The 20,319-nt window shown below is 62.7% G+C and carries 25 protein-coding genes; 19 read left to right on the top strand and 6 right to left on the bottom strand.

The window, feature by feature from the left end:
• Positions 1-18 precede the first annotated feature (18 nt).
• From K5658_RS19695 to K5658_RS19680, 4 genes are all read right to left on the bottom strand, one after another.
• Positions 19-882, bottom strand: coding sequence for a transglutaminase family protein (locus K5658_RS19695; protein WP_221064762.1), 864 nt, complete (start codon positions 880-882; stop codon positions 19-21).
• 160 nt (positions 883-1,042) lie between these two features.
• Positions 1,043-1,345, bottom strand: a complete 303-nt coding sequence (locus K5658_RS19690; RefSeq protein WP_221064761.1) for an RNA-binding regulator — start codon at positions 1,343-1,345, stop codon at positions 1,043-1,045.
• 75 nt (positions 1,346-1,420) lie between these two features.
• A complete protein-coding gene (locus K5658_RS19685) occupies positions 1,421-1,690 on the bottom strand; it encodes an RNA recognition motif domain-containing protein (protein ID WP_221064760.1) in 270 nt (89 codons plus the stop codon).
• Between the two features lie 31 nt (positions 1,691-1,721).
• Positions 1,722-2,972 (bottom strand): DEAD/DEAH box helicase, encoded by a 1,251-nt coding sequence (locus K5658_RS19680; protein ID WP_221064759.1) that lies wholly within the window; start codon positions 2,970-2,972, stop codon positions 1,722-1,724.
• A 382-nt stretch (positions 2,973-3,354) separates the two neighbouring features.
• On the opposite strand from K5658_RS19680, the gene K5658_RS19675 reads away from it, so the two are divergent.
• The 6 genes from K5658_RS19675 to K5658_RS19655 all read left to right on the top strand — a co-directional run bounded on the left by K5658_RS19675 (position 3,355) and on the right by K5658_RS19655 (position 6,168).
• The gene (locus K5658_RS19675) at positions 3,355-3,618 is read left to right on the top strand and encodes a hypothetical protein (protein WP_221064758.1); all 264 of its coding nucleotides are present in this window, start codon (positions 3,355-3,357) and stop codon (positions 3,616-3,618) included.
• 75 nt (positions 3,619-3,693) lie between these two features.
• Entirely contained in the window at positions 3,694-5,064 is a 1,371-nt protein-coding gene (locus K5658_RS19670) for an O-linked N-acetylglucosamine transferase, SPINDLY family protein (protein ID WP_221064757.1), read from the top strand.
• 78 nt (positions 5,065-5,142) lie between these two features.
• Positions 5,143-5,304, top strand: a complete 162-nt coding sequence (locus K5658_RS19665; protein ID WP_221064756.1) for a hypothetical protein — start codon at positions 5,143-5,145, stop codon at positions 5,302-5,304.
• A 50-nt stretch (positions 5,305-5,354) separates the two neighbouring features.
• Positions 5,355-5,489, top strand: coding sequence for a hypothetical protein (locus tag K5658_RS24020; RefSeq protein WP_281425914.1), 135 nt, complete (start codon positions 5,355-5,357; stop codon positions 5,487-5,489).
• A gap of 11 nt (positions 5,490-5,500) precedes the next feature.
• On the top strand, positions 5,501-5,758 hold the full coding sequence (locus K5658_RS19660; protein WP_221064755.1) for a hypothetical protein: 258 nt from the start codon (positions 5,501-5,503) through the stop codon (positions 5,756-5,758).
• 203 nt (positions 5,759-5,961) lie between these two features.
• Positions 5,962-6,168, top strand: a complete 207-nt coding sequence (locus K5658_RS19655) for an Arm DNA-binding domain-containing protein (protein ID WP_221064754.1) — start codon at positions 5,962-5,964, stop codon at positions 6,166-6,168.
• A 24-nt stretch (positions 6,169-6,192) separates the two neighbouring features.
• On the opposite strand, the gene K5658_RS19650 is transcribed toward K5658_RS19655, so the two are convergent.
• Positions 6,193-7,563 carry a transposase gene (locus tag K5658_RS19650; RefSeq protein WP_221064753.1) on the bottom strand — a complete coding sequence of 457 codons (1,371 nt, stop codon included), beginning with the start codon at positions 7,561-7,563 and terminating at the stop codon, positions 6,193-6,195.
• 219 nt (positions 7,564-7,782) lie between these two features.
• Between K5658_RS19650 and xth the strand changes: the two genes are divergently transcribed.
• Positions 7,783-8,547 carry an exodeoxyribonuclease III gene (gene xth / locus K5658_RS19645; protein WP_221064752.1) on the top strand — a complete coding sequence of 255 codons (765 nt, stop codon included), beginning with the start codon at positions 7,783-7,785 and terminating at the stop codon, positions 8,545-8,547.
• Positions 8,548-8,592: 45 nt separating this feature from the next.
• Here xth and lpxD read toward each other — a convergent pair whose 3' ends face one another.
• A complete protein-coding gene (lpxD, locus tag K5658_RS19640) occupies positions 8,593-9,654 on the bottom strand; it encodes a UDP-3-O-(3-hydroxymyristoyl)glucosamine N-acyltransferase (protein WP_221064751.1) in 1,062 nt (353 codons plus the stop codon).
• Positions 9,655-9,951: 297 nt separating this feature from the next.
• Between lpxD and gspE the strand changes: the two genes are divergently transcribed.
• The 12 genes from gspE to K5658_RS19580 all read left to right on the top strand — a co-directional run bounded on the left by gspE (position 9,952) and on the right by K5658_RS19580 (position 20,314).
• The gene (gene gspE / locus K5658_RS19635; RefSeq protein WP_221067050.1) at positions 9,952-11,685 is read left to right on the top strand and encodes a type II secretion system ATPase GspE; all 1,734 of its coding nucleotides are present in this window, start codon (positions 9,952-9,954) and stop codon (positions 11,683-11,685) included.
• A 16-nt stretch (positions 11,686-11,701) separates the two neighbouring features.
• Positions 11,702-12,883, top strand: a complete 1,182-nt coding sequence (locus K5658_RS19630; protein WP_221064750.1) for an AAA family ATPase — start codon at positions 11,702-11,704, stop codon at positions 12,881-12,883.
• On the top strand, positions 12,858-13,397 hold the full coding sequence (locus K5658_RS19625) for a hypothetical protein (RefSeq protein ID WP_221064749.1): 540 nt from the start codon (positions 12,858-12,860) through the stop codon (positions 13,395-13,397). The genes K5658_RS19630 and K5658_RS19625 overlap by 26 nt, the downstream gene beginning before the upstream one ends.
• Positions 13,398-13,424: 27 nt before the next feature.
• Positions 13,425-14,642, top strand: a complete 1,218-nt coding sequence (locus tag K5658_RS19620) for a type II secretion system F family protein (RefSeq protein ID WP_221064748.1) — start codon at positions 13,425-13,427, stop codon at positions 14,640-14,642.
• A gap of 181 nt (positions 14,643-14,823) precedes the next feature.
• Positions 14,824-15,258 (top strand): type II secretion system major pseudopilin GspG, encoded by a 435-nt coding sequence (gene gspG / locus K5658_RS19615; protein WP_281425913.1) that lies wholly within the window; start codon positions 14,824-14,826, stop codon positions 15,256-15,258.
• 83 nt (positions 15,259-15,341) lie between these two features.
• On the top strand, positions 15,342-15,821 hold the full coding sequence (locus tag K5658_RS19610; protein WP_246628511.1) for a GspH/FimT family pseudopilin: 480 nt from the start codon (positions 15,342-15,344) through the stop codon (positions 15,819-15,821).
• On the top strand, positions 15,811-16,221 hold the full coding sequence (locus tag K5658_RS19605) for a type IV pilus modification PilV family protein (RefSeq protein ID WP_221064747.1): 411 nt from the start codon (positions 15,811-15,813) through the stop codon (positions 16,219-16,221). The genes K5658_RS19610 and K5658_RS19605 overlap by 11 nt, the downstream gene beginning before the upstream one ends.
• Positions 16,218-16,859: a prepilin-type N-terminal cleavage/methylation domain-containing protein gene (locus K5658_RS19600; RefSeq protein ID WP_221064746.1), complete on the top strand. Its 642-nt coding sequence runs from the start codon at positions 16,218-16,220 to the stop codon at positions 16,857-16,859. Before K5658_RS19605 ends, K5658_RS19600 begins: the two co-directional genes overlap by 4 nt.
• 4 nt (positions 16,860-16,863) lie before the next feature.
• Positions 16,864-17,802: a type II secretion system minor pseudopilin gene (locus K5658_RS19595; RefSeq protein ID WP_221064745.1), complete on the top strand. Its 939-nt coding sequence runs from the start codon at positions 16,864-16,866 to the stop codon at positions 17,800-17,802.
• 91 nt (positions 17,803-17,893) lie between these two features.
• Positions 17,894-19,060 carry a PilN domain-containing protein gene (locus tag K5658_RS19590; protein ID WP_221064744.1) on the top strand — a complete coding sequence of 389 codons (1,167 nt, stop codon included), beginning with the start codon at positions 17,894-17,896 and terminating at the stop codon, positions 19,058-19,060.
• Complete coding sequence (gspM, locus tag K5658_RS19585; protein WP_221064743.1) at positions 18,963-19,619, top strand: type II secretion system protein GspM; 657 nt, start codon at positions 18,963-18,965, stop codon at positions 19,617-19,619. Before K5658_RS19590 ends, gspM begins: the two co-directional genes overlap by 98 nt.
• A 2-nt stretch (positions 19,620-19,621) precedes the next feature.
• Positions 19,622-20,314, top strand: coding sequence for a hypothetical protein (locus K5658_RS19580; RefSeq protein WP_221064742.1), 693 nt, complete (start codon positions 19,622-19,624; stop codon positions 20,312-20,314).
• Positions 20,315-20,319: the final 5 nt, after the last annotated feature.

Genomic DNA, 20,319 nt, shown 5'->3' with positions numbered 1-20,319 from the left:
CGCGAAATCGATGCCGGTTTAGCCGGCGATCTCGGCCACTCTAACCGCCACCTGCATGGTCGGCGACTCCGGGGATACCGTGGTGAACGCCCCCGTCACCGGCGACACCGCCTCGGGATGCCGGTGTACGGCGACGGCGATGTGCCGGTCGCCGACCACCTGCCCCGAGGTGGCGTCGAAGCCCCGCCAACCGGCACCGGGCAGATAGACCTCCGCCCAAGCATGGGTGGCCCCCGCCGCCGGGATGGGCGTCGGCTCGTACAGGTAGCCGCTGACGAAACGCGCCGCCAATCCCAGCCAATGGCAGGCATCGATCAACAGGGTCGCGAAATCGCGGCAGGAACCGGCGCGCCGCGCCAAGGTGGTCGCCGGGGATTGGACCCCCGGCTCCTCGCGGGGCTGGTACACGAACCCGGCCGCGATGGCCTTGTTGATCCGATCGAGCAAGAGATAGGTTTCGACCACCTGCCCGACGCGCCAGAACTGTTCCAGCCAAGCCCCCACCGCCGCCGAGTCCTGGCCGAAAACCGGCGGGAGGTAGGGTCCGAGGTCGATCCGCTCCCATGCCGGGTATTGGAATGGGAAATGAACGGCGTACTCCGCCACCACGAAATCCAAGGGCCGGTCCTGATAGTGGCGGAGGCCGACGCGGCTTTCGATGGAAAGCCGCCGGGCCGGTTCGAGGAAATCCACCACCGCCAAGGCGTTGTCGTAGGCGTCCCGCTGCCAGCGCAGCCGGTGGGCCGGGGCGATCCGCAGTTCCGCCGTCTCGACATGGATATCCCGCCCTTCCCTGGGGCGCAGCAGCAGCCTGTGCTGCAACAGGGTCACGGGATTGCCGTAGTCATAGACCGTGTCGTGTTCGATCAACAGATAGCGCATGGCATCTCCTCCTGGCTGGGCTGGAAGAATCCGCCTGGGCCGGGCCGATGCCCGATCCAGGCGGGGAAGTGGCCATAAAAAAGCCGCCCCGCGCCTTTTGGGCTCGGGACGGCCTTGGATTATGCCGGAACGCCGACGTTCCGGGCAGCTTCCGAACCGCTTAGAAGCGGCGGCCTCCGCCGAAGCCGCCACCGCCGAAACCACCGCTCCGCTCCTCGCGGGGACGGGCTTCGTTGACGGTCAGGCTGCGGCCATCGATATCCTTGCCGTGCAGGGCGGAAATGGCCATCTTGGCCTCCTGGTCGTTGCCCATCTCCACGAAGCCGAAGCCCTTGGAACGGCCCGTGTCGCGGTCGGTGATGACATTGGCGGAAGCCACCGAACCATGGGCGGCGAACAGGGATTCGAGCTCGCGGTTGTCCACGGAATAGCTCAGGTTGCCGACATATAATTTCTTGCTCATAAAAACTCCAAAACTGGAAAAAAGGTCAGGTCAGGGGTGGAAAAATGGCGGCCGGTGGGTCCGGCGCCGGGGTTATTAGCGGTGCCTTCTGCCGCCGTTGCGTCCGCGCGGACGTTCCTCGTTGACGCGGAGGCTGTTGCCGCGCAGGGTGGACCCGTTCAGGGCGCTGATCGCGGCCCTGGCTTCGTGGCCCTCCATTTCGACGAAACCGAAGCCACGGCAACGGCCACTGAAGATGTCGCGCGCCAAATCCATCGAGCGCACGCGCCCGTGCTGGGCGAACAATTCGGTGAATTCCTTTTCGGTGAGATCGGCGGGCAGGTTGCCCGCGTAGACCCTCAGCATCTCTGTATCTCCTTTGGGTTGGGCCGCGCGCTCAGCGGGTACGGCGGGCGGGGGATTGGGCACCGGGCCGCGCGGTCGTCCCGCGGGGGCGTGGCCTGGGCTGGGATGGGGCGGCGTCCGGTAGGGCGTCCGCCGGGAACAAGGATTCGATGGCCTCCGGCAAGGGCTGGGCGGCCAAGCGCCGGCCCAGGAGGCGTTCGATGTCCCGCAATTGCGGGGTTTCCTCCCGGCACACCAGCGACACCGCCGCGCCGTCCGCGCCCGCCCGGCCCGTGCGGCCGATGCGGTGCACATAGTCCTCGGGCACATGGGGAAGCTCGTAGTTCACCACGTGCGGCAATTGCTGGATATCGAGCCCGCGGGCGGCGATATCGGTCGCCACCAGGATGCGCACCCGGTCGGCCTTGAAGGCGGCGAGCGCCTGGGTCCTCGCGGTCTGGCTCTTGTTGCCATGGATCACCGCGACCTGGAAGCCGCCTTGTTCCAACCGTTCCGCCAGCTTGTTGGCCCCGCGCTTGGTGCGGGTGAAGACCAAGGTCTGGCCCCAACCGCCCTCGCTCATCAGGTGGGCGAGCAGGTCCGGTTTGCCCTTCTGCGGGACGTGGTAGACGGTTTGGCTGACCCGCTGGGCCGGGGCGTTGCGGGGCGCCACGTCGATGCTCAGGGGACGGTTCAACAGTCCCGCCGCCAGCGCCCGGATATCGTCCGAGAACGTGGCCGAGAACAGCAGGTTCTGGCGGGCGCGGGGCAGCAGGGCCAGGATGCGCTTGAGATCGTGGATGAAGCCCATGTCGAGCATCCGGTCGGCCTCGTCCAGCACCAGGAACCCGATGCCGGACAGGTCGGCCTGGCCCTGGCCGACCAGGTCGAGCAGCCGTCCGGGCGTGGCGATCAGGATATCGACGCCCCGGCGCAGGGCGGCCACCTGGGGATTGAGTCCGACCCCGCCGAACACCGTGGCGGCGCGGAGGCCGGTATGGCGGCCATAGGCGCGTACGCTGTCGCCGACCTGGGCGGCGAGTTCGCGGGTGGGGACCAGCACCAAGGCCCGGGGCGGGCGTCTGCGCGGATCGCGGGAAGGGGTATCGGCCAGCAGGCGTTGCAGTAGGGGCAAGGTGAAGGCGGCGGTCTTGCCGGTGCCGGTCTGGGCGGCGGCCAAAAGGTCGCGGCCCTCCAGCACGGCGGGAATGGCCCGGGTCTGGATGGGGGTGGGCGCGCCATAGCCTTGCTCGGTGACGGCGCGCAGCAGGGCTTCGGAAAGCCCCAGGGAAGTGAAAGCCATATTCGGTTCCTGGCCCGGCCTATACCGGTGGAGGCGGGCATTGGGTGGAGTGACCACAGGACACGGGTTCCGGGGGAGGGAATCCGCCGAGTGTGGTTTGCGGGAGGAGGCGGGCTAGCAGAAGGTGCCGGGAGGCAATGACTGGAAGAGGATTCCGTATCCTCGGGTCCAAGACCGGGCTTGGACCGCGACAAACTGGAGCCAGCATACGCTAGTTTTCCCGGATCGCCTAATTTTTATGCCGCCCATGCGCCGCGCCGGTTTTTTCGCGCGGTTCCATGGACATTTCCTGGGCAAAGGCGCATTGTGCCGGGCAAGTGAAGCATCGCCCGGGGGCGGCGCCCATCCCGCCCCTTGCCGCACGTGAAGACCGGAGGTCGAAATGTCCACCACGAGCCCGATGCCCATCCAACCCTTGCACGTACCCAGCCACTTCCTGCACACCTGCGGATTCTGCGGCTGTGTGTTCCGCGTGGAACTCACCTGGTGCGCCAGCTATTCCTACAAGCTCAACCAAAACACCCTGCCTTACGCTTGCCCGGAATGCCAGCGCCATTCCCGGATCAAAACCTCCTCCGAACCCCAGGTGGTCCTGGTCTCGAAGCGCACCGACGGACGCACCTCCCAGTGCCCGGCCATTGAATAAGCCCCGGACGGCGGCCATTCCCGGCGTTCCCCCGGTGCCGGAATATCGCCGGAACCGCGGCGGATCCGGCGCTCCATGAAGTTCTACGACCTGAGCCGGAGCCTGTGCGAATGGGAGCGCCTCCCGGAATGGCGCGGCAAGGTGAAAGACGCCCTCTCCCGGAACGAGGCGGGCAAGATTCCGCCGTTCCATCTGCTGTCCCTGCCCGGCATGAGCGCCGCCGAGCAACGCGCCTGCGCCGAACTCTGGATGCGGGCCCGCCTCGAAGCCTCCCAAGCGGAACGCGACGGCCTGGCGTTCGCCTTCCTGCCGCCCGCCGGGCCGAGGATCCGCCTCGGCTATTTGTCCTGCGACTTCCACGAACACGCCACCGCGCACCTGATGGCGGAACTGTTCGAGTCCCACGACCGGGAGCGCTTCGAGGTCTGCGCCTATTCCTATGGCCCGGACGATGGCAAGGGCATGCGGGAACGGTTGGAGCGGGGTTTCGAGCGCTTCGTCGATATCGAGCATTTGTCCATCGCCGACGCCGCCCGCGCCATCCACGCCGACCGGGTGGACATTCTGATCGACCTCAAGGGCTATACCCGGGCGACCCGCACCGCCATCCTCACCTTCCGGCCCGCGCCCATCCAGGTGAACTACCTCGGCTATCCGGGCACGTTGGGCGGGGATATCTGCGACTACATCGTCACCGATGGCTTCCTGACGCCGCCGGGCAGCGAGGCCGATTACAGCGAAGCTTTCGCCTATCTGCCCGGCACTTACCAGCCCCATGGCCGTCGGGCACCCATCGGCGCCCGCCCCACCCGCAAGGAAGCGGGGTTGCCGGAAACGGGCTTCGTGTTTTGCTGCTTCAACCAAGCGTACAAGATCACGCCGGAGGTTTTCGACATCTGGTGCGGCCTGCTCGGCACGGTTCCCGGCAGCGTCCTGTGGCTGCTCGGCAATCCCAAGGCGGAGGACGCCCTCAAGAACGCGGCCTATCGACGCGGCGTCGTGCCGGACCGGCTGGTGTTCGCGGCGGAACGACCCCAGATCGAACACCTGGGCCGCCTGGGCTTGGCGGATTTGGTGCTGGACACCTCGCCCTATAACGCCCACACCACCGCCAGCGATGCCTTGTGGGCGGGCGTGCCGGTGGTGACCTGCCCCGGCGGAACCTTCGCCTCGCGGGTCGCGGGGAGCCTGTTGCACGCCATCGGCTTGCCGGAGTTGATTGCCGCCGACCCCGCCGCCTACCATGACCTCGCCCTCGGACTCGCCACCCATCCCGGACGTTTGTCCCGGATCAAGGCCAAGCTCGGGGCGAACCGGCTCGATACCCCGCTGTTCAACATCCAAGCTTATACCGGCCACCTGGAGCGCCTGTACGAGACCATGTGGCAACGGCACCGCGATGGCCTGCCGCCGGGGACCATAGGCCGGGCCGACCGTGGCCCATGAACCGTATCCAATAACCGGGGTTGCCGGGAACCCACCGGGACCGGGGATTCCCCCCTTTCCCAAATCTATGCCGTACCCATGAAAAAACAGGAAAAGCTTCCCAATCCGAGCAAGTATCGTTGTCCCTTGTGCAAGCAATGGGTGGCCTCGGTGGATTACCTCTATACCCGCCGCCGTACCGCCAAGGGGGCCTGGGTCATCGTCGAGTCTTGCCGCAAGTGCCGGGATGCGGGTTTCTGAGCCCACCGCGCCCGCCGCTTGTCCGGCACCGCCCGCTTTGCGCGGGGAGCATGGATGACGGGGCGCGGTTGCGCGAACAAGGGCGGTTGATCCTGGCGATGGACGGCTTGCAGCCGGATAAGGGTCATGAAGTGCTGTGGGTGCTGGAAGGGATTCAGGTGCTGGGCGTGGTCTTCATGTTTTGACGTGGTGAGTTGTGGCGGTGGCGAAGCTGGCCGATGAATATTTCGAGCGCATGATCCTGGGGCGCTGGAAACATCCCAGCATCGTGCGGAGCCGGATCGAGAAGGACATCAAGCCCAGCATCGGCAAAGGGAAGGCCAAGGACGTGAATCCTTCCCATATGGAAATTCACCGCTGTCAGAATGGGCTTCGCCATTCCGTTTTTGTGCAGTTCTACAAGTGTGGCCAGAAACCGATTTTTAAAATAAATTTATTAAAATCAATAATTTAGGTGATGGATGAAAATTGCGACCTGGAATGTTAATTGGGGTTTCAGGGGCTTTCATGGGGTTCCTAATTGCATCCTAACCAATTGTATTTAATGGATTTATTCTTTCATACCATTTCAGCCCATTGCATCCCATCCCCTATAATTTGTGTAGCTACGTGCGTAGCTAGAAACGTAGCCACAGAATTAACGTAGGGGCGGGGACCATGGGCAAGCTGACGGACGTTCAAATTCGGAACTGGGTGAAGGCCGGGAAGTCCATCGCACGGGCAGACGGTGGGGGCTTGACGTTCACCCTGTCGGCGAAGGGCACGGCGGCATGGGTGCTGCGCTATCGGTTCGGCGGCGGGGTCCGGGAATTGACCTTGGGGCGCTATCCCGACATTCCTTTAACTCGATCTTCAAGTTTTTAGCGGTTGACACCGGGCAAGCCGGGTTTATCCGGCGGTGGCCATCTGCGCTGCCCGGTATTTCAGCGACGGCGAGGGTTGTTGGCGGCCCAGGTCGCGTCCGCTCATGTGCTTGCCCGAGGGTGCCAAGGGAAACCATGTCTTGACCTTTTCCGCCAATTGCTCCAGGCGCTCGGCGATATTCTCGGCGGCGAGCACGCTTCGGACGAATTCCAGCAATGCTTCCCCTTGGCAGAACTGCCGCAGGCTGCCCACGGTACACGCGGGCAGATGGTTTTCCAGGCGGGCGCGTTGCTCGGGGTGAAGGAGGAGGGCGTGGTCTAGCAGCAGGCTCAGGGCCAGGCTTCGGCTTGACCCCTCCTCGCCGGGCTGTTTGGCCATCTGCCCCCATCCTTCATAGAGCTTCCAGTCCTCGAAGAAAACCTCCGCAAGCCACCTCAGCGTATAGGCTGCGACGATGTCCAGGGTGCGCCAACTCAGGTCCGTGGCGACCAGGAAGCGGTATTCCGTTTCGCCCGGATACTTCAGGGCGACGACGAAGCGCTTGCGGGCGTGCGCGTTGACGTGGAGCCGGGCGCTGCCGACGACGACCTCGACCTCCTTTCCGCCGCGCACCGCCACCCGCTGGGGCACGCCGGGATAGGCCCGGAAATAATCGGTCAAGGACCCGTCCCGCCCCCGGAACCGGACGTTCTGGTTGTTCCGCAACTGGCTGACCGCCTGGACGTGGCCGCAGAGCCGGGACGCCTCGTCCAAAAACCCCTGGGTGCCGAACCAAGCGTCGGCGACCACCGCCTTCACCCGGATTCCCGGATGGTGCCGCCGGAACTCCCCGATCAGGTCCAGCGCCTGCTCGGCCTTGCCGGGATAGGCCGGGTTGGGCGCGGGCGCCGCCGGACGGTCCGCCTTCCGCACGCCAGCCCGCTTGAGCCGACGATCCTCGCGCCGCCACGCGCTGAGTTCCGGGTCGGGTTCATGGAAGCGGAAGCCCACCGGCACCGTGAGCTTCGGCGTGACCAGCACCAGGAACACCAGGCATTGCCCATTGAAATAGCCCCCGGTCTTCTTGTCGAAGAGCTTGTGCGCCTTCCAGATGCGCCCCGTCCGCTTGGCCCGCCGGTGGTCGCTGTCGTCCGCCACCAGCACGCCTTCCGTGATCCCGTGCTGGCGCAGCACCAGGACCACACTGGCCCGCAACAGCCCGTCCCACGCCACTTTCGAATGCCTGAACATCCACGACAGCGCCCCCGCCCGGTAGCCGCCCAGTCCCGCCCGCTCGAAGGCTTTCCAACACACCGTGTTGGTCAGCAACACGCCCATCAGGCAGAACTTCAGCCAAGCCCGCTGCGCCCCGCTCAGCTTCCGGCCGGGCGTCCCCGCCCTGACCGCCTGATCCAATGCTTCTACGTAAACCTCGATGAATGGCAGGGGCGTGGTGAAAATGGCGGCGGCTCCTCTGGGCGCAAACGCTCATTTTCACCGATGCCGTCAAGCCGGAAAAACTTGATCATCGAGTGTCAGAATGGGTTCCACCGTTCCGTTTCTGTGTAGCCACATGCGTAGCCAGAAAATAGATTTTTGAAATAAATTTATAATAATCAATTGTTTGGGTGAAAAATGAAAATAGCGACCTGGAATGTGAATTCCCTCCGCGTGCGCCTGCCCCACGTTCTCGACTGGCTGGAGCGGGAACGGCCCGATGTACTGGCCCTACAGGAAACCAAGACCGAAGACGCCACATTCCCCGCCGCCGAACTGGCCGGAGCCGGCTACCGCTCGGTTTACAGCGGCCAAAAGACCTACAACGGCGTGGCGGTACTGGCCCGTTCCGAACTATCGGACCCGGTGACCGATATCGCGGGCTTGGACGATCCGCAGCGGCGCATCCTGGCCGTGACCGTGGCGGATGTCAGGGTCGTCGATTTGTACGTGCCGAATGGCAGCGAAGTGGGCAGCGACAAATACGCCTACAAGCTGGATTGGCTGGCGAGGGTCGGGGAGTGGTTAGGGTCCGAGTTGGCGCGGTATCCGCGCTTGGTGGTGCTGGGCGATTTCAATATCGCCCCGGAGGACCGCGACGTCTACGACCCCGAGGCGTGGCGCGACAAAATCCTGTGCAGCGTGCCGGAGCGGGCGGCGTTCCGGGCTTGGCTGGATTTGGGGCTGCGCGATGCCTTCCGCCAATTCGAGCAGCCGGAGCGAAGCTTTTCCTGGTGGGATTACCGGATGAACGGCTTCAAGCGCAACCTGGGACTGCGGATCGACCATATCCTGGCGAGCGGAGGCATGGAATGCCTCTCGTGCCGGGTGGATACCGCCCCGCGCGGCTGGGAGCGGCCTTCGGACCATGCGCCGGTGGTGGCGGAATTCCGGGTGGGGTAGGGCGGGTCGAGACCCGCCGGAGGACGCGGTGCGGCGTGGCCTGTCCTACGGCTTGGCCAATTCGGCCAATTTCTTCTCCACCGCCTTCAAGCGCGACCACACCTCGTGCAGCCTGGCCGCCACCGCCATGTTTTTCAAATACTGCTGTAGCGGCTGGGCCGGGCCGCCCGCGTACATGCCGGGCTGCTTGATGCTGCTGTTGAGGCCCGCCCGGTGCAGCAACACCACGTCGTCGGCCACGGTGATATGGTCCAGCGTCCCGGTCTGGCCGGAGGCGATGACCCGCTTCCCGAACTTGGTGGAACCGGAGATCCCGGTATGGGCGCAGAGGATGCAGTCCTCGCCGATCTCGACGTTATGGCCGATATGGCACATGGCGTCGATCACCGCCCCGGCGCGGATGATCGTGGCCCCGTAGGTGGCGCGGTCGATATTGGTGTTGGCCCCGATGACCACCCGGTCTTCGACGATCACCTTGCCGGTATGGGGGATGCGGTAATTGCGGCGCTTTTCGTCCTGGGCGAAGCCGAAGCCTTCCGAGCCGATCACGCAGCCCGCTTTGAGGATCACATCGCCGCCGATTTCGCAGTTGTAGCCCACGGTGCAACCGGGATGCAGCACGGTGTTGGCCCCGATCCTGGCGCCGCGTTCGATGACCACGTTCGCCATCAAGACCACCCGGCCGCCCAGTTCCACATCCTTGCCCACCACCACGCCGGGGCCGATCAAGGCGTCCTCGGGCACGGCCACGCTGTCATGGATGACCGCGTTCGGGTGGATGCGCGGCCATTCGCTGTCGCGCACATCGCGGTCGGCGTAGGCTTGTTTCAGGAGGGCGATGGCGAGCCGGACATTGGGCGCGACCAGGACGGCGAGCCCCTCGATATCCCCCAATTCATCGGCGATGGCGGCGGGCGCGACCACGGCGGAGGGCGGTTGCTGGCGCACCCTGGGCAGGTATTTGGCATGGTCCACGAACACCAGATCGCCCGCTCCGCATTCCTCGATGGGGGCGATGCGGTGGATGGGCCGGTCCCCGCCCCGGTGTTCGGCGATGAGTCCGCGCGCCTGGAATTCCTGGAAGATGGCCGAAGGCAGTATGTTCATGATGACCTGGGTTGGGTTCGTTGGCGACGTCCGCAATGATAAGTAGCCCCAAGAGGCATGGGCAACCGTTTTCGTCCGGCGGCCCCCGCGGCATGGCGTCGCCGGGCGGGTTTCCGGGGCGGGATGTGGTTTAATAATCGCCCGCTACCATGCCCCGGCGTTTTGGTGCTTTAAGTCCGCTTTAAATCGCCATCCCGGAAAATACCGACCCCGTTCCCATGCCCGCCCCGAGCGTCGGCACCAACCGAAGAGATTCCCGTGGCCACCGCGACCCCGCTCCCAGAACCCGTCGAAACCTTGCCGGAACTCCCGGTCGAACTCCCTCCCGAAACCGGACAGGCCCACCCCTACGACCGCTTCGCCCGCGAACTGGTGGGCCGCGGCAAGGTGCGCGAGGCCGAGATCGTCCGCGCCAAGCGCCTCGCGGCCCAGACAGATGAGCAGCGCATCCCGGCCTTGTTGGTCAAGCTGGGCGTGGTGTCGGAGCGCGACGCGGCGGAAGCGCTGGCCGAGGTCGGCGGCTGTCCCTTGGTGGCCCCGGTCGATTTCCCCGAGGCTTCGCCGATGCCGGAGACGGTCTCGATCCGCTTCCTCAAGGAAAACCATGTGGCCGGCATCGCCGCCCGCGACGAAGGCTTGGCGGTGGCCGTGACCGATCCCTTCGACCAGGAATTGCTGGACGCCCTGGCCCTGGCCTGCGACCGCCCGATCCTGCCCCATGTCGGCCTGCAATCGGAGATCGACCGCGCCCTCGAAACCCAGCACGGACCCGGCAAGACCCTGATGGGCGAGATCGTCGAGCATTTCGGCAGCGACGAGGATATCGACGAGGCCGATGTCGAGCATCTCAAGGACTTGGCCTCGGAAGCGCCGGTGATCCGCATGGTGAACCTCATCATGCAGCGGGCGGTGGAATCGCGGGCTTCTGATATCCATGTCGAGCCGTTCGAGGAGCGGCTGAAGGTCCGGTTCCGTATCGATGGGGTGTTGCGCGAGGAGCAAGCCCCGCCGGTGCGCTCGACCGCCGCCGTGATTTCGCGCATCAAGATCATGGCCAAGCTCAATATCGCCGAGCGCCGCCTGCCGCAGGATGGCCGGATCAAGCTGCAAGTGGTGGGCAAGGAGCTGGACCTGCGTATTTCCACCGTGCCCACCATGTACGGCGAAAGCGTGGTGATCCGCTTGCTGCACAAGGAAAGCATCAAGTTCGATTTCGGCGCGCTGGGCTTCGAGGGCGAATCGCTCAAGCGTTTCATCGATGTGTTGGAAATGCCGCATGGCATCCTGTTGATTACCGGACCCACCGGCAGCGGCAAAAGCACCACGCTCTACACCGCCCTGCATAAGATCAACACCCCCGAACGCAAGATCATCACCGTGGAAGACCCGGTGGAATACCAGTTGGAGGGTATCAACCAAATCCAGGTCAAGCCGCAGATCGGCCTGACCTTCGCCAGTGCCCTGCGCTCGATCATGCGCCAAGACCCCGATGTCATCATGATCGGCGAAATGCGCGACCTGGAAACCGCCCGTATCGCGGTGCAGTCGGCCCTGACCGGCCATTTGGTGCTGTCCACCCTGCACACCAACGACGCCGCTGGTGGCGTGACCCGCTTGATGGATATGGGCTTGGAGGATTATCTGATTTCCTCCACCGTGAATGGGATTTTGGGCCAGCGCTTGGTGCGGCGGCTGTGCCAGCATTGCAAGGAGAGCTATCCGGCCCTGCCGGAGATGGTGCAGGAAATGCGTTTGCAGCGGTTTTCGTCCGGGGGGCGGGTGATGCTGTATCGCGGCAAGGGTTGCGAGGCGTGCGATGGTTCGGGCTACCGGGGCCGTTTGGCGATCCAGGAGTTCCTGGTGATGACCGACGCCCTGCGCCGTTTGGTGATGAACCACGCCCAGGCCCGCCAGATCGAGGAACAAGCGCTGACCGAGGGGATGCATACCATCTACGAGGATGGTTTGCGTAAGGCGGTCATGGGCTTGACCACGGTGGAAGAGGTGTTGCGGGTGACTTCGGATAGCTGATTAGGGAGAAGCGGCCATGCTCAAAACCTTGACCCTTGAGAATTTCACGGTCTTCGCTAAGGCGGAGCTTGAGTTTTCGCCCGGTATCAATGTCATCATCGGCGAGAATGGAACGGGGAAGACCCATTTGCTGAAGGCGGGGTATTGTTTTAGTCGGGCTTGGCCGGATTTAGTGTTGGGAGACTTAAAAAAAACAATAAAGCTCAATATTGCTGAAGCTTATTTTGAAAAGCGCCTGATGGGGTTGTTTCAGTCAGAGCATATGGCGAATCTCATCCGTCGAGGAAAAAAGGAAGGACATTTATCGGCAAAAGTTGCTGCGTTAATTCCTGGTTGGCACATTAATAATGATGTACAAATAGAAAAATTAAATCTTGGTAGCCAATCTCTGGATGGCTTAACTAAGGATTTATTGTGGGAGCTATCCATTCGCGATAGCGAAGAATTGAATATAGCTATTCCGGTGGCGGCAGACCCTGAGAGCGAAGTGGCCAAATCAATATTTGTCCCGAGCAAGGAAATCGTGTCGTTTTATGAAGGATTGGGCGGGCTTTTAGATGAATATAAAATTAGATTGGATATTACTTACCGCGATATGGCCTCGAACTTTGATTTCCCCGAGTTGAGGAATCCTCTGGAATTATCGATAGTGGAAGAGTTCGATAGCATCCTAGGTGGTAGGTTGGAGTTGGAAGGAAGGCGATTGATATTCGTTGATAAGAATGGTTATAAGATGGAGACGCCTTTGTTAGCCGAAGGCTTTAGAAAGCTTGCAATGTTGCCATATTTTATCCGCCACGGCCTGATTAGAGGGTATCGAGAAATCCTGTTTTGGGACGAGCCGGAAGCCAACTTGAATTCAAGGCTAATCATCAAGTTGGCCGAGGCGCTAGTAGTTTTAGCCCGCCATAATGTGCAGGTTATTCTAGCAACCCATAGCTTACTTCTGCTTAAAGAAATCGACCTACAACTACAACTCGCCGCCGAAGCAAATAATCCAGTGCCCGCACGCTTCTTCGCTCTCTCGCTGGACGGGGAAAACGGTGTGAAAATCAATGCCGGGGATGAATTGGATGCCGTCGATCCTATCGCTGCTTTGGATATGGCGGTCGAGCAAGCAGAGCGTTACAGGGAATGGTATTACCGCGCTTCTCTTGCGGAGGAGATAGGCCATGCTGGAGCCAATAAGAGAAGATAAGCTTTTATTCACTTTCCCAGATGGTTGGTTCGCTCTTAAATACGACAAAACTTCATTCCATAAAGAGCATTTCCAAAAGTTAGCGGATAGTAAAGGTATTGATATTGTCGCTTTCGACCAGAGGAAGGATATTTTGTGGCTAATCGAGATCAATGACTATCGTTGCTATAAAGGCGAGAAGCCAAAAAACGTAAAAAGCTTGAATTCGCATTTTCTTGAAGAATTAGGGGAAAAGGTGCGAGATACATTAGCAAGTTTATATTTAGCTGAGAGACGCCCCCATGTTGGAATATATGATTTTGCAAAAAAGGCGTCAAAGAAATCGACAATCAAAGTGGTGTGGCATTTTGAGCAGACTAATAAGCCATCAAAAATAAAACCAGAGGCTATTGATTGGCAAGATGCCCATCTTTTGCTTAGAAAGGCTGTCGGCATAGTTGATCCTCACCCTTTGCTCTGTAGCATGGATGAAATGCGCGGTTGTCCCTGGCAGGTCCGGGAAATTACCGACTGATCCTGACGCAATACTTTACGAATCGCCATGCCCCTCTATATCTACAAAGCCGTCAACCGCGAAGGCGAAACCATCGAAATGGAGCGCGAGGCCGCCGACGAAACCGCGCTGCTCCTCTCGCTGCAAAGCGAAGGCTTGTTGCCCATCCGCATTTCCCCGGCCAAATCGCGGCCCCTGGCCTGGCTCAAGCTCGGGCGCAACCGCTCGCGCATCTCGCAGAAGCAAATCGGCCTGATGACCCGTGAATTGCTGACACTGCTGCAAGCCGGCCTTCCGCTCGACCGCGCCCTGGTGGTCCTGCTCGAACTCACGTCCAGCGAACCCGACCTCAACGCCATGCTCGGCAAGGTGCTGGACGCGGTCAAGGGCGGCAAGCAGTTGTCGGACGCGCTGGAAGCCCAGAGCGGCGTGTTCTCGCGGTTCTATCTCAACCTGATCCGGGCGGGCGAGGCGGGCGGTGCCTTGGAAGTGGTGTTGGAGCGCTTGACCGAATATCTGGACCGCTCCAAGGAACTGCGCGACACCGTGACCACGGCCATGATCTATCCCGCGATCCTGGTGCTGATGGCGATGGGTTCCCTGTTATTGCTGCTGGCCTTCGTGGTGCCGCAGTTCACCGAGATGTTCGAGAGCGCGGGCAAGGAATTGCCGGTCCCGACCCAGATCGTGGTGGGGGCGGCGGATTTCATCCGGGGCTATTGGTGGACCTTGGTGCCGCTGGGTTTTGGCATCACCAGTTTTGTGCGCTATCAAAAGGCCGACCCGGTGCGGCGCTTGGTCTGGGATGGCTGGATGTTGCGCCTGCCGCTGTTCGGCGATTTGATCTTGAAGTTCCAGGTCGCGAGTTTCAGCCGTACGCTCTCGACCCTGCTCACCAACGGCGTGCCCTTGCTGGGGGCGCTGGCCATCGTCCGCGATACCCTGGATAACCGGCTGGTCGCGGAAAAGCTCGGCCTCGCCGCCGAAAGCCTGAAACGCGGCGGCGGACTCACCGCGCCCTTGATGGAGGCCGAATTATTCCCCTCGCTGGCGATGCAGATGATCAAGCTCGGCGAGGAATCCGGCCATCTGGCCGAGATGCTGGAGCGGGTGGCGACTACCTACGACAAGGAAATCAAGATTTCCATCCAGCGGCTCTTGGCCTTGTTGGAGCCGGTGTTGATCGTGGGCCTCGGGATTATGATCGGCGGAATTATCGTCTCGATCCTGATGGCGATCTTGAGCGTCAACGATCTAGCTTTTTAAATGGGCGCTGACCGACAATAGCGGGTCTGTTTAAGTGTCCTTTAAGATTGTCCGGCTTTTAATCCCCCGGTATAGGTGCCCAGTTGCGTTCGATGAGGCCCGCCGGTCGAGCTTCCCACCCCGCGGTTTTTGCGCGGACTGTTTCCATCGTTCCGTCTTCTTCAGTTCATCCATGATTCCTATGCACAAGCCTTCGCTACAAAAGCGCTTTCAGCGCGGTTTCACCCTGATCGAACTCTTGGTGGTGCTGGCCATCATCGGTTTGTTGGCCGGTTTGGTGGGTCCACAGGTTATCAAGCACCTGGGCGAATCCAAAACCAAGACCGCCCGTTTGCAGATCGAGGAATTGTCTTCGGCCCTGGATATGTACCGCCTGGACGTGGGCCGCTATCCGCCCACCGACGAAGGACTCGCGGCCCTGGTCGAACAGCCCGCCAGCGCCAAGTTCTGGAACGGCCCTTATCTCCGCAAGAAGAAAGTCCCGCTCGATCCCTGGAACAATCCCTTCCACTATGTGGCTCCCGGCCAGCATGGCAAGTTCGATGTGTTCAGCCTGGGTTCGGATGGGGCCGAAGGTGGCGACGGCGAAGATCAAGACATCCTGAGCTGGGAATAAAGCTCCAGTTCCGGCGATGATCCCGATGCATTCCCGCCTTCCCATCGCGACAGCGGCCCGGTGTTCCCGGCGGGTACCCGCGTGTGGCTAGGCGGCGCGGCCCCGGCCCGGTGGCGTGGGGCTTCACCCTGCTGGAGATGCTGCTGGCCCTGGTCATCGCCGGTTTGCTGATGGCCGTGGTCCTGCCCAATTTCGCGCCGCTGCTGGGGCGGGCGCAGCTTTATTCCGCCACCCGCGACGTGGCCTCGGCCCTGCGCCATGCGCGGGGGCAAGCCTTGATCCGGGGGAAGGAATCCACGTTCGAGTTGGAAATCGATCATCACCGCTACCGGGTCGCGGGGCGCAGCAAGTCCTATAGCCTGCCCAGCGCGGTCGATCTCAGTCTCTATACCACCGCGAGCGAAACCCTGGACGAGGGCACCGGGCGCATCCGTTTCTTCCCGGATGGCTCGGCCACCGGCGGGCGTGTCACCCTGGAAGGCGGCGGGCAGAAGCGTTATGTCGATGTCAGTTGGCTGACCGGCGAGGTGAAAATCCGCGAGGACGCCGAAGATGAGGATTGAGCGGGGCCAACGCGGCTTTTCCCTGATCGAGATTTTGGTGGCATTCTCGATCATGGCGTTGACCTTGGGCGTCTTGCTGCGCATCTTCGGCGGGGCCGGGCGCATCGCCGCCACGGCGGATGAATATTCGCGGGCCATCGTGGTGGCGGAATCGATGTTCGCCGGCCTCGGGATCGAGACGCCCTTGGAACCGGGCGAAACCAACGGCCAGATTGGCGAAGCCTACCGCTGGACCTTGAAGGTCGAGCCCTATCCCTTCGAGGGCGAGAACGTCAACATCGGCTTCAAGCCCTATTGGGTGACGCTGAGCATCGAATGGGGCGACGAGGACGATCCCCGCGCCTTCGATCTCACCACCTTGCGCTTGTTGCAGGACAAGCCCGCCGGGAGTGTGCGATGAACGCGCGGCGGCAGGCCGGATTCACCCTGCTCGAAGTCATCATCGGCGCGACCTTGCTGTCGATCATGATGCTGCTCCTGACCGGGAGCCTCAGGATCAGCGCGGAAAGCTGGGACGCGGGCGAGGAGCGCATGGCCAAGGCCAGCCGCATGTTCGTGGTGCTGAATTTCCTGCGCGGCCATATGGGCGGTTTGTTGCCGGTGGCGGGCACCCGCAAGGATGGCGAGATCGATTTCGCCTTCAAGGGCGGGCCAGATTCCTTGGAATATGTGGCGGCCTTGCCCGAGCAGGTCAAGGCGGGCGGGCTGTACCGCTTCCGCCTGTATGTGTCCAACGCGGGCGGGCATAAAGACCTCCGGGTCGCCATCATCCCGCACAAGGTCGGCGGCGAGCAGGACAGCAAGGCCGAGCCGCTGGACGATCTGCCCTTGGTGGAGAAGATCGAGGAGGTCAAGCTGTCCTACCTGCCCCTGGTGGTCCAGAACAACAATCCCTTGGGGGAACGGATCGCCGTGAAATGGAACTTCGAATGGCAGGAGCCGCAATTGCCCGCGCTGGTCCGGCTGGAAATCACGCCCGAGAACGAAGACCCCTGGCCGGCCTTGGTCATCGCCCCCAAAATCCAGATGTTGAGGTAGCCGGGTGCCGCATGTTCCTCCCCTCCGCCAGCGGGGTCTGGCCCTGATCTTGGTGCTATGGGTCGTCACCTTGATGACCATCATGGCCGGGAGCTACGCCCTCAGCACCCGGCGCGAGGCGGCTTTGCTGACCCACGCCCACGAACGCGCCAAGGCCGTGGCCCTGGCCGATGGCGGCGTCCATTACGCCATGCTGATGCTGATGTTGCCCAATCCCAAGCTGCGCTGGCGGGCCGATGGCACCGAGTATGTGTGGGGTTCGGAGCAGGCCAGGGTGCGGATCCGCGTCTACGACGAGGGCGGCAAGGTCGATCTCAACGCCGCGACCCCGACCACTTTGCGCGGCCTGTTCAACCTGCTGCTGCACGACGACGACAAGGCCATGGCCCTGGCCGACGCCATCCAGGATTGGCGCGACCCGGACGATTTGAAAGGGATGCACGGGGCCGAAGCCCCCGAATACGAGGCGGCGGGTTTGAAGGCCTTGCCGCAGAACCGCAATTTCCTGGTGCTGGAGGAGTTGCGCGGAGTGCTGGGGATGACGCCGGAACTGTACCGCAAACTGCAACCCTGGCTGACCCTGTATTCGAGCCAGGATGGTTTGAATCCGGCCAAGGCCTCGCGGGAGGTGCTGTCGGCCTTGCTGAACGGCGACCAGGGGGCGCTGGAAACCTATCTCATGCAGCGCTCCCAGGCCCAGGCCGGCGCGCCGCCGCCCCCCCCACCGCCGCCGCCGCCCGGCCTGAAGTTCCATCAGGTCGGGGATATGTCCTACACGGTCGAGGCGGCGTCGGAATTCGCCGACCAACCGGGGTCCGGGGTGCGGGCCACGATCAAACGGGGGCGGGGTATGGACGGCTCGCCATTCACCTATCTGACTTGGCGGGCCAGGACCACGCCGCCGCCCAAGCTGGGCGAAGCAACCAACCCGGCCGGGGAGTAGGGCGGGCATGTACTCATGCCCACCGTCCGCCGGTTCCCAAGCGCCGCTCGGGAGCCGGCGCAATCTGGAAACAGCCTGCTAGCGCGATACCATGCTGAAACTCGACACCGCCATAGATTGGGATTTCCATAAGTTCATCCGCTGGTGGACCGGCGAACTGGCGTTCCTGGTACCCACCCCGGTGCAAAAGCTGCTGGGGGCCGCCACCGAGTACGTGGTGCTGCGGCGGGGCGACGACGGCTTGTCCATCGCCCATCTCGGTCCCGAGGGCGAGCGGCCCCTGGGCCATTACGCCCTGGACGAGGACGGGTCGCGGTCGCGGGAGCGCTTGTTGGAAGCCCGGCCCGAACTGGCCGAGACCCAGGTGCTGCTGCGCTTGGCGCCGGGGCAGGCGCTGTGCAAGACCCTGAAATTCCCCTTCGCGGTCGAGGAAAACCTGGGGCAGGTCTTGGCTTTCGAGATGGACCGCCTGACGCCGTTCAAAAGCGACCAGGTTTATTACGGCTACCGCATCGTGTCGCGCTGGCAGGCCACCCGCCAAATCGGCGTGGAATTGATCCTGACCCCCAAGGCCAAGCTCGACGCCGCGCTGGACGATCTGGCGGTGTGGGGTTGGCGGCCCGATCTGGTGGATTTGGCGGGCCACGCGCCGCCGGGCACTTATAATCTCCTGCCGGAAAAATACCGGACCTCCGGCAGCCGCTGGCCGCGCATCGCCAATATCGCCCTGGGAACCCTCATTTTATTGCTGGTCGGGGCGCTGTTGGTCCAGCCCATCCTGAGCGCCGGTTCGGTCGCCGAGGACTTGGAGGAGCGGGTCAGGAAGGCCAACAAGACCGCCAAGGAAGTCGAGGCGCTGCGCCAGGAAACCGACAAGCTCCTGCACCAGACCCGCTTCCTCCAGGACAAGAAGCGCAGCGAGCCGGTCTTGATCGACATGCTGGAGGAACTCAGCCGGGTGATCCCCGACAATACCTGGCTCAACGGCTTGCAGTACAAGGACCGGCATATCGTGATCCAGGGGCAATCGCCCTCCGCCTCCAGCCTCATCGAGGTGCTCGAGGCTTCCGGTCATTTCAAGAACACCAGCTTCGTTTCCCCGGTGACCAAGGACACCGGCAGCGGGCTGGAACGCTTTCAAATCGCCAGCGACGTGGTCAATGGGAGGTTCTCTGAAAACCCCGCTCCTGAAAAATCAGCGCCCGAGCCTCAAGTTCAACCTGAACCTGAATCTGAACCAGCCGATCAGGATCAATAAATCCCGCCTCGCGGCGCTGGGTTTGTTGTTCGGCGTGCTGGCCGTGCTGTATTTCGCCTGTCTGGCCCCCTTGCTCGGCATGGCCCGCGAATACGGCGAGAGCATCGAGGAATTGCAATTCCGCCTGACGCGGCTGTCCAAGATCGCGGCGGAAAAGGAAGGCCTGGTCAAGCGCCTGGAAGTCATCCGGGCCGAGGGCGAGCAGGACGACAGTTTCCTGGCGCGTTCCACCGCCGCCCTGGCCTCCGCCGAATTGCAGACCCAGATCAAGAGCGCGGTGAGCGAGGCCGGCGGCGAATTGACCAGCACCCAGGTGATCCCCGAACACATCGAGGAGAACTTCACCCGCGTCGCGGTCAAGGTGCGGATGAACGGCGGCACCAATGTGCTGCGGCAGGTCCTGCACAATTTCGAGTCGGCCAAGCCCTCGCTGTTCATCGAGAACCTCAACATCAGGCCGATCCGGGTGCCGCGCAACCCCATGGCCAAAGGCCCGCAAACCCTCCCCGACAAGCTGAGCGTCGATTTCGACGTGGTCGGTTATATGCGGACACAATAGACATGCCGAAACTGCCACGCGAATACGTATTACCCGCGGTCCTGGCCGGGATCGCCCTGGTCCTGGGCTTTATCGTGGCTTTGGAGGCGCTGGTGCTGGACCGCAAGCGCCAGGCCGCCCTGGTCCAGCCCCAATCCCAGGCCGCGCCCCCGATGGAAACCGGCAGCGGCGGCCCCGAAAGCCTGGAACTGCCGCCGCTGGACGATTACCGGCAGATCGCCGACCGGCCCTTGTTCATGGAAAGCCGCCGTCCCGGCAGCGATATGAACGAACCGCCGCCCCCGCCGGAGGTTCGCAAGATGCCCATGACCCTCAAACTCATGGGCATCGTGCATACGCCCGAGGGCAGGAAGGCGCTGCTGGTCGACGCCAAGGGCAAGTACAAGCGGCTCAAGGCGCAGGATACCCTCGACAGTTGGACCCTGGTCGATGTGGGCGTGGACCGGGTGGTCATGCAGCAGGGCCAGGATAACCAGGAACTGCCCCTGCTCAAGAAAAAACCCAAGGCGGCGGTGCCGCCGGGCCAGCCCGGCCAGCCCCAGGCCCAGCCCGCGCCGCCGGGCCAGCCGCCCCGGCCGGGACGGCCCCCCATGCCCGTTCCCCAACCCGTGGAAGAGCCGGAGGAAGAACCCATGCCTCCCGAGGAGGAGGATACGGGCGTCGAGGAAGAGTACAACGGCGGCCCTGGGGATTAGCGGCG

The sequence above is a fragment of the Methylomagnum ishizawai genome (assembly GCF_019670005.1).
GTDB classification, from domain to species: Bacteria; Pseudomonadota; Gammaproteobacteria; order Methylococcales; family Methylococcaceae; genus Methylomagnum; species Methylomagnum ishizawai.
This window is presented reverse-complemented; position numbering and strand designations above follow the sequence as displayed.

Excerpts from the sequence above, each read along its gene's own strand:
- K5658_RS19695 (WP_221064762.1), bottom strand. The coding sequence starts at position 882 with ATGCGCTATCTGTTGATCGAACACGACACGGTCTATGACTACGGCAAT.
- K5658_RS19690 (WP_221064761.1), bottom strand. The coding sequence starts at position 1,345 with ATGAGCAAGAAATTATATGTCGGCAACCTGAGCTATTCCGTGGACAAC.
- K5658_RS19685 (WP_221064760.1), bottom strand. The coding sequence starts at position 1,690 with ATGCTGAGGGTCTACGCGGGCAACCTGCCCGCCGATCTCACCGAAAAG.
- K5658_RS19680 (WP_221064759.1), bottom strand. The coding sequence starts at position 2,972 with ATGGCTTTCACTTCCCTGGGGCTTTCCGAAGCCCTGCTGCGCGCCGTC.
- K5658_RS19675 (WP_221064758.1), top strand. The coding sequence starts at position 3,355 with ATGTCCACCACGAGCCCGATGCCCATCCAACCCTTGCACGTACCCAGC.
- K5658_RS19670 (WP_221064757.1), top strand. The coding sequence starts at position 3,694 with ATGAAGTTCTACGACCTGAGCCGGAGCCTGTGCGAATGGGAGCGCCTC.
- K5658_RS19665 (WP_221064756.1), top strand. The coding sequence starts at position 5,143 with ATGAAAAAACAGGAAAAGCTTCCCAATCCGAGCAAGTATCGTTGTCCC.
- K5658_RS24020 (WP_281425914.1), top strand. The coding sequence starts at position 5,355 with ATGGATGACGGGGCGCGGTTGCGCGAACAAGGGCGGTTGATCCTGGCG.
- K5658_RS19655 (WP_221064754.1), top strand. The coding sequence starts at position 5,962 with ATGGGCAAGCTGACGGACGTTCAAATTCGGAACTGGGTGAAGGCCGGG.
- xth (WP_221064752.1), top strand. The coding sequence starts at position 7,783 with ATGAAAATAGCGACCTGGAATGTGAATTCCCTCCGCGTGCGCCTGCCC.
- lpxD (WP_221064751.1), bottom strand. The coding sequence starts at position 9,654 with ATGAACATACTGCCTTCGGCCATCTTCCAGGAATTCCAGGCGCGCGGA.
- K5658_RS19630 (WP_221064750.1), top strand. The coding sequence starts at position 11,702 with ATGCTCAAAACCTTGACCCTTGAGAATTTCACGGTCTTCGCTAAGGCG.
- K5658_RS19625 (WP_221064749.1), top strand. The coding sequence starts at position 12,858 with ATGCTGGAGCCAATAAGAGAAGATAAGCTTTTATTCACTTTCCCAGAT.
- K5658_RS19620 (WP_221064748.1), top strand. The coding sequence starts at position 13,425 with ATGCCCCTCTATATCTACAAAGCCGTCAACCGCGAAGGCGAAACCATC.
- gspG (WP_281425913.1), top strand. The coding sequence starts at position 14,824 with ATGCACAAGCCTTCGCTACAAAAGCGCTTTCAGCGCGGTTTCACCCTG.
- K5658_RS19605 (WP_221064747.1), top strand. The coding sequence starts at position 15,811 with ATGAGGATTGAGCGGGGCCAACGCGGCTTTTCCCTGATCGAGATTTTG.
- K5658_RS19600 (WP_221064746.1), top strand. The coding sequence starts at position 16,218 with ATGAACGCGCGGCGGCAGGCCGGATTCACCCTGCTCGAAGTCATCATC.
- K5658_RS19590 (WP_221064744.1), top strand. The coding sequence starts at position 17,894 with ATGCTGAAACTCGACACCGCCATAGATTGGGATTTCCATAAGTTCATC.
- gspM (WP_221064743.1), top strand. The coding sequence starts at position 18,963 with ATGGGAGGTTCTCTGAAAACCCCGCTCCTGAAAAATCAGCGCCCGAGC.
- K5658_RS19580 (WP_221064742.1), top strand. The coding sequence starts at position 19,622 with ATGCCGAAACTGCCACGCGAATACGTATTACCCGCGGTCCTGGCCGGG.